The following is a 7,638-nucleotide window of genomic DNA, read 5'->3' as shown; positions in this document are numbered from 1 at the left end:
TTTAGACCGGGATTTGATTTTAAATCACCCTAACCTTCCTTCAGTCTTGTCTTATGGTACTTTAGCTGCTTAAAAACTGTCCGGAGTATTGAACAAGTGGGCTTTTCTTTACCTGATGCTCGGGATTATGAAGAAATTCCCGAAGTAGCACGGGTTAGATTAACTTCCAACTTTTGTCGCTCAAAAAAAATAAGGCTTGGTTGTGGACGGCTGTCAACAAGCGAGTCCCAGGTATTTTAGCGTTCGTTTTAGGAGAGAGAAGTGCCGAGACATTTAAGCATTCAGCCTGAATGATTCGGGTTACGCTTTGCTAAATATTCAAGAAAATAATTTGCTGATACCCTACAATGTTCGTCGAGTTGATGATTGCCAATAGGAGCTAAGTGTAGTACAACAATTAGTTGATAAACAGGAATTTAAATTAGTTTAATATAAATATTTAAGTTCAATTGGTAGGAGGACATCCCATCCTAATTATCCAAAGTTTGCTAGAGCAAGTTTACCTCTCAATGAATTTATCAGTCCACTTTTTCGCCAGCACTTTTAGTTACATTATGGCTCCAATTATGCACTTGATGACTATGTGATTTTAGCAAAAAAATAAGTACAAAATATTTTAAATATTGTGGCATAGTTTTTGACCTTTTTTGCTGCTTTTTTAGACGAATGCGAGCTGCGAGGCAGGGATTGAAACCCCTGCCTGACGGTCGGACTAGATCAGTGACCGATCATCCAAGGTCGTCCCCCTCGGTGTTCGCGATTCCGCTGCGGTTTAGGTTCCTCAGAACGCTTAACTACCTGCGGTTCCCGATTTTCTTGACCTTTCAACCGCAGCTTTCCAGTTAGAATCATCGGCGGCGAAAAGAGGCGTTTAGCAACTGTTTCGCAACTCGGGCAAAGCACCGGTGTATCTGCTTCTGCAAGAGGGCGCCACTTATCAAAAATGCCGCAATTTTCACACTTAAAATCGTAAAGAGGCATATCAATTTTTGATTGTAGGTTTGGGACGCAAGGAGTAGGCTGCGGGCAGCACCCGCCCTACTAATTGAGGGCTTACGCAAGAAAGCAATTTTTAGACTATTTGTGAGGGTAAGGTGCACTTCGGCGCACCCTACAAAAGCTAGTCTGTGCGTAAATCCTGTAATTAAGACGGCAGAATATCCATCTGGAAAATTTCTGTCGGTAAAGCAATAGTGCAGCAAGCATTGGGAATATCCACAATGCCACTGATGCGACCCTCAACCGGAGCACAACTTAATAGCAAATACGCTTGTTCTCCGGTAAAACCAAACTTTTTCAAATATTCGATCGCATTCAAACAAGCTCGTCGATAAGCAACGTGGGCATCCATATAATACTGCTGACCTGTAAATTCATCAACAGAAATCCCTTCAAAAACGAGGTACTCAGAATAGCGGGGTTCCACCGGCCCGGGTTTGAAAATCGGGTTGATCATCGCGTATTTATCCATGCCACCTTTGATAATATCAACGTGGAGGTCGATGTACCCCGACATTTCAATTGCCCCGCAGAATGAAATCTCCCCGTCTCCTTGAGAAAAGTGAATATCTCCCATCGAAAGTTTCGCGCCTTCGACATAAACCGGGAAGTAAATTCTCGAACCGCGCGACAGGTTTTTAATATCGCAATTGCCGCCGTGTTCCCGGGGAGGAACAGTGCGCGCCGCTTCCGCCGCAACTCGCTCGAATTCTGCCCCTTTCAGCGACCCCAAAATTGCATTTTTGGGGTTCGGCAGTTCTGCTAAAGGCGGCACTCTGTCGGGATTTGTGGCTACTAATTCCGCTTCCCGTTTGTTCCATTTATTCAACAATTCCTGAGAAGGCGCGCAGCCGATTAAACCCGGATGAGTAATCCCGGCAAACCGCACTTTTGGTATGTGTCTGGAAGCGGTATAAATTCCCTGGAAATCCCAAATTGCTTTAGCAGCAGTCGGAAAATGTTCTGTCAAAAAACCGCCACCGTTTTCTTTAGCAAAAATTCCCGTAAAACCCCATTCGTCCCCTTGCAAAGCCCCGATATCGAGGATATCGACTACTAAAATATCCCCTGGTTGCGCGCCGTTAACGTAAATTGGCCCGCTCAAAACGTGAACTACTGTTAAGTCTACATCGCGAATGTCGTCGGGATTGTCGTCATTTTTAATTTGTCCGTCTGTCCAGTCTTTGCACTCGATGCGAAATACATCGCCGGGATTGACGGAAACTACTGCTGGAATATCTGGATGCCAGCGATTGTGACCGACTAATTCCTGTTCTGACATCGGTTTGGTCAAATCAACTTTGAAGAGAACTTGAGGCATAGTCTGCACTCCTCTAGTTACTAATTTTTACATGGTATCGGCATCTTCCCCGATCAGATGCTTGATAAATGTAAATTGTTATACTAATCAGTGCTGATCCGAAAAATATTTTAGATAACGATTATCATTATTTATAAAATAACCGGGCTGCGCGGCAGTTGTGGTATGTTTTTGATAGTGAATGTTTTGAATTTCAAAAATCTGTGACTGAAACTTCGATCGCACAAAATACAGATAATGTTAAAAATGGATGGCACGGCTACCTGAATTTAACCTACGCCAACCGCAACGGCAAAACTCAAATTATTCGCAATGAAATGCAAGCACCGCTGAAGGTGCAGCGCCCCTTTTATCCTGAAGGGAAAGACGTTTGTCACAGCGTAATTTTGCACACGGCTGGGGGAGTTGTCGGGGGCGATCGACTTTCCAGCCATTTTCACCTCCAACCCAACGCCAAAGCCTTGATTACCACAGCCGCCGCTGGTAAAATCTATCGCAGCAGCGGACTAAAATCACAACAAAATATTGACATTCAACTAGATATCGGTGCTAATTTAGAATGGCTGCCACAAGAAACAATAGTTTTTGACGGCGCAATATATCGGCAAAATTTACGGGTAGAATTAGCACCAACAGCGAGGATTTTACTGTGGGAAATTACTAGGTTTGGACGCAGTGCTAGGGGCGAAAAGTTTTTGTCTGGAGAATGGCGATCGCACACCGAAGTTTGGCAACAAAACAGCCCTTTATGGATTGACAGACAATTGCTAAAAGGAGGAGAAAAAATTCTCGAAAGTCCTCACGCTTTCGGAGGAAAACCGGTAGTTGCCACCCTCGCTTGGGTAGGCGAACCCGTAACCACAGAACTCGTGGAAAAAGTGCGAGATTTGCCGTGTGAGGCAATAGTTTATCCTGGTAATTCCACCGTCGGCGTGACTCGTATTCCTAACGGTTTACTGTGCCGATATCGCGGTACATCCACAACCGCAGCTAGAGACTGGTTTGTCAGCATTTGGCAGTTGCTGCGGTTGTCTTTTTCACAACGCCCTTGCTGTTTGCCCAGAGTTTGGATAAAATAGGATGATCTTTGAGTTTCAATGTATAGTTGCCCTCCTAACTAGATTATTCATCTCTCTCTTCTCTTCCTCTGCGCCCTCTGCGCCTTTTGCGGTTTAATCATTCAGAAACAACCGCAAACGATATCATAACCAAATAATGCGATCGCCCTTACCCGAATAAAAATGCAACTCACCCCCCAAGAAAAAGACAAACTGCTGATTTTTACCGCCGCCCTGGTAGCAGAGCGCCGGAAACAAAGAGGTTTAAAATTAAACTATCCAGAAGCACTAGCCTACATTTCCGCCGCGATTTTAGAAGGAGCAAGAGATGGCCTCACTGTCGCAGATTTAATGAGTTACGGGACAACTCTTCTGACGCGGGAAGATGTGATGGAAGGGATACCAGAAATGGTGCATGAAGTGCAGGTTGAGGCGACGTTTCCCGACGGAACTAAGTTGGTGACAGTACACGATCCGATCCGTTAAATATTTAACCGCAGAGACTCGCAGGAGATAGACATGATTCCGGGAGAAATGATTGTTTCAGCAGGCCAAATAGAATTAAATGCCGATCGCCCAACGGTGCGGATGCTGGTAGCAAATACGGGCGATAGACCCATTCAAATCGGTTCCCACTATCACTTTTATGAGGCAAACGAAGCCTTAGAATTTAATCGAGAACAAGCAAAAGGAATGCGGTTGGATATCCCAGCAGGTACAGCAGTCAGGTTTGAGCCGGGAGATGAAAGGGAAGTTCAATTAGTACCGTTTGTTGGTAGCCGTCAAGTCTATGGCTTTAATGGAAAAGTGGACGGTCATCTGGATGCTGAAGTATGAAGCCAGAAGGTAGTTCACGATTGTTGAATTTTGAATTTGGAACTTTTTAACTTAAAAGTCATACCAGTTTCAAAAAATAATGCAACTGTAGGCAAGATCCACACCATGATAGCGATCAGCAATCCCCAATCCCCAATCCGCAATCGAAAATGGTATCGCTTCCAGCCCTACGCATGGAGAGTGGCAAAGCAATCTCAAAGCTTTTTCTCTGCCTTCTGTATAAGTCCGTTCTGGCTTTCTTTTGTTAGTTCAATCTCAGACTTTTGAGCGAGTTAAAATCGGCAGTTGGCGATCGACAATGGTTGTTAAAACTGCAAATACATACAGCCAAAGCGCGTGATGAACCCAAAATTGGTTGACCAGATCAAACAGATGTTAAAGCAGAGTTTGCTTGCAACATCGAGGCGTGTCTGGAGAACCCCGTTAGACCGACGCACCAGCATCAAATTGTTAGATGACAGCATCGTTTACAAAAAGCAGCATGAACCCATCAATATACCAGCATTAGCATCGGTAAATAACGTGCCTTCTCGGTTTTTCCCCACGGAAAAAACCGTGTCTTTTGAACCTGATTATGTGTGGAAGATTTCCCGGAATGAAAAAATAAACTCTCTAACTATTTGTACGTCGGGCAACACGCTGCTGAATAACAAGTTGCTTTTAGACTTGGACTTTCGGATTAGCGGTGCGGGCATTCTGGAATGGCCTTACAAACCCAACCAAATTACCTATCCGCTTGTAGTTGCTCCTTGGTCGCATTTGTGGTGCAGTTATTATGATTATGTCATTTTTGTGCTGGCTAAACTTTGTCGAATTGAGGAGGCTTTAGGTAAGGAAATTTGGCAAGAAGCTAAAATTTGTTATCCTTTACGGCATACAGATTTTGAGTTGGGCTTTATGACGAAACTCGGTATTCCTGAAAGTTCCCTAATCGACACTCGGGCTAGAGATACGGGATATCATGCAGAAAGTGCGGTGGTGGGAAACAATCAAGACTGGTATTTTCCCAGTCCTTACGATATAGAGCTTTTGCGTAGAAAATTCGCTCTTCAGGAAAAGGTAAAGCCTTATAGAAAGCTTTATCTGTCTAGAAGCGGCCGGCGCCAGGTTAAAAATGAAGTACAAGTGCGAGAGGTTTTGAAAGAATTTGATTTTGAAATTTTGGAAGATATCTCGCGCACTGTTGATGAACAAATTCGTCTGTTTGCAGAAGCGGCGGTGGTTGTCGGCCCTCACGGGGCTGGTTTTACAAATTTGCTGTGGTGTCAGCCGGGAACGAAAGTATTGGAATGCTTTTATGGAGGGTACACTCCGCCATATTTCTATTACATTTGCCAGCTATTGGGATTAGAATACTTTCGTATGGTTGATGACAACAAGGTAGCGGAAGATTGGAGTTTAATTGGCATGGATATGACGGTAGATGTGGATATTTTTAAAAGGGAAATCCAGAAAATGTTGGAGTAAATTTGCTCCTTCATAGCATTTGCGATTTTCGCTTGGCAATAATTGATGCCTATCGGGGTTTTAAAGCTTGCCTAATGTTATATTTTTTTTTACGGTTTCAGATTGAGGAACTTGTTACATACTATAATTCAAGTGGGTCTCAACTGCTAACTAAAGATTTATTAATATTAGGAGCGAGCATGAGTTACAGAATGGATCGCCGCGCTTACGCGGAAACTTTCGGACCGACTACAGGCGATCGCGTCCGATTAGCCGATACAGAATTATTCATAGAAGTTGAAAAAGACTTCACAACCTACGGGGATGAAGTTAAATTTGGCGGCGGCAAAGTCATTCGCGACGGCATGGGACAGTCGCCTATTTCTAATGCGGACGGTGCAGTTGACACTGTAATTACTAATGCTTTAATATTAGACTGGTGGGGAATTGTTAAAGCAGATGTCGGTATTAAAGACGGGAAAATTTACAAAATTGGTAAAGCCGGAAATCCTTACATTCAAGATAGGGTAGATATTATTATCGGACCCGGTACAGAAGTAATTGCTGGTGAAGGGATGATTCTTACGGCGGGGGGAATTGACAGTCACATTCACTTTATTTGCCCGCAACAAATAGAAGTGGCGATCGCCTCCGGCATCACTACAATGATCGGCGGCGGCACTGGCCCTGCAACGGGTACAAACGCGACTACTTGCACTCCCGGGCCTTGGCATATGTACAGGATGCTGCAAGCAGCCGACGCTTTCCCAGTAAATCTAGGATTTTTAGGTAAAGGAAATAGCAGTCAACCTCAAGGATTAGTCGAACAAGTTTTTGCCGGTGCAATGGGTTTGAAACTCCACGAAGATTGGGGAACTACGCCAGCAACAATTGACACTTGTTTGAGTGTAGCTGACGAGTACGATGTGCAAGTTGCAATTCACACCGACACTCTCAATGAAGCGGGATTTGTAGAAGCCACAATTGCCGCATTTAAAAATCGCGCCATTCACACTTACCACACCGAAGGTGCTGGCGGCGGACACGCACCGGATATTATTAAAGTCTGCGGTCAAGCTAATGTTTTGCCTTCGTCAACTAACCCGACTCGCCCTTACACTGTCAATACTTTAGAAGAACATTTAGATATGTTGATGGTTTGCCACCATTTAGATCGGGGCATTCCTGAAGATGTCGCTTTTGCTGAGTCGAGAATTAGAAGGGAAACTATTGCTGCTGAGGATATTTTGCACGATTTAGGTGCGTTTAGTATGATTTCTTCTGACTCGCAGGCGATGGGAAGAGTTGGAGAAGTGATTATTCGGACTTGGCAAACGGCTCATAAAATGAAAGTGCAGCGGGGAAATTTATCCCCCCTAACCCCCCCTTACCAAGGGGGGGAAACAGAGGGGATTAACGACAATTTTCGGGTGAAGCGGTACATTGCAAAATATACAATTAATCCGGCGATTACTCACGGAATTAGTCAGTATGTCGGTTCGGTGGAAGAGGGAAAATTGGCGGATTTGTGTTTGTGGCGATCGGCTTTTTTTGGGGTGAAACCGGAACTGGTAATTAAAGGAGGGGCGATCGCCTACGGGCAGATGGGAGATGCTAACGCCAGCATTCCCACGCCGCAACCGGTGCATATGAGGCCGATGTTTGGCAGTTTTGGCGGTGCGATTGGGGCGACTTGTCTGACGTTCGTTTCCCAAGCTGCGCGCGATCGAGATATTGCCGCACAGCTCGGTTTACAAAAGCCAACTGTAGCAGTTTCCGGCACGCGGCAAATTAGTAAAAGAGATATGAAACTCAACGATTATTTGCCACAAATGGAAGTCGATCCTGAAACTTATGAAGTCAGGGCGGATGGGGAATTGTTAACTTGCGAACCGGCAACAGTTTTGCCAATGGCTCAACGGTACTTTTTGTTTTAACCGATTCTACAATCATCTAGGGACGGGTTTTACCAACTGT

The 7,638-nt window shown here is 44.6% G+C and carries 7 protein-coding genes; 5 read left to right on the top strand and 2 right to left on the bottom strand.

Features of this window, described 5'->3' with window-relative positions; all coding sequences use genetic code 11:
• Positions 1–717 precede the first annotated feature (717 nt).
• Positions 718–981, bottom strand: a complete 264-nt coding sequence (locus E5S67_RS20995) for an FmdB family zinc ribbon protein (protein ID WP_172190333.1) — start codon at positions 979–981, stop codon at positions 718–720.
• A 163-nt stretch (positions 982–1,144) separates the two neighbouring features.
• Positions 1,145–2,320 carry a formamidase gene (gene fmdA / locus E5S67_RS20990; protein ID WP_172190332.1) on the bottom strand — a complete coding sequence of 392 codons (1,176 nt, stop codon included), beginning with the start codon at positions 2,318–2,320 and terminating at the stop codon, positions 1,145–1,147.
• 203 nt (positions 2,321–2,523) lie between these two features.
• Here fmdA and E5S67_RS20985 point away from each other — a divergent pair, with 203 nt between their 5' ends.
• The 5 genes from E5S67_RS20985 to ureC all read left to right on the top strand — a co-directional run bounded on the left by E5S67_RS20985 (position 2,524) and on the right by ureC (position 7,598).
• Positions 2,524–3,399, top strand: coding sequence for an urease accessory protein UreD (locus E5S67_RS20985; protein ID WP_339382943.1), 876 nt, complete (start codon positions 2,524–2,526; stop codon positions 3,397–3,399).
• A gap of 162 nt (positions 3,400–3,561) precedes the next feature.
• Positions 3,562–3,864 carry an urease subunit gamma gene (ureA, locus tag E5S67_RS20980; RefSeq protein WP_015179363.1) on the top strand — a complete coding sequence of 101 codons (303 nt, stop codon included), beginning with the start codon at positions 3,562–3,564 and terminating at the stop codon, positions 3,862–3,864.
• Between the two features lie 33 nt (positions 3,865–3,897).
• A complete protein-coding gene (locus E5S67_RS20975; RefSeq protein WP_172190331.1) occupies positions 3,898–4,215 on the top strand; it encodes an urease subunit beta in 318 nt (105 codons plus the stop codon).
• A 372-nt stretch (positions 4,216–4,587) separates the two neighbouring features.
• On the top strand, positions 4,588–5,682 hold the full coding sequence (locus tag E5S67_RS20970; protein ID WP_246276899.1) for a glycosyltransferase family 61 protein: 1,095 nt from the start codon (positions 4,588–4,590) through the stop codon (positions 5,680–5,682).
• Between the two features lie 179 nt (positions 5,683–5,861).
• A complete protein-coding gene (ureC, locus tag E5S67_RS20965; protein WP_172190329.1) occupies positions 5,862–7,598 on the top strand; it encodes an urease subunit alpha in 1,737 nt (578 codons plus the stop codon).
• Positions 7,599–7,638 lie beyond the last annotated feature (40 nt).

This window comes from Microcoleus asticus IPMA8, from assembly GCF_013179805.1.
GTDB lineage: Bacteria > Cyanobacteriota > Cyanobacteriia > Cyanobacteriales > Microcoleaceae > Microcoleus > Microcoleus asticus.
This window is presented reverse-complemented; position numbering and strand designations above follow the sequence as displayed.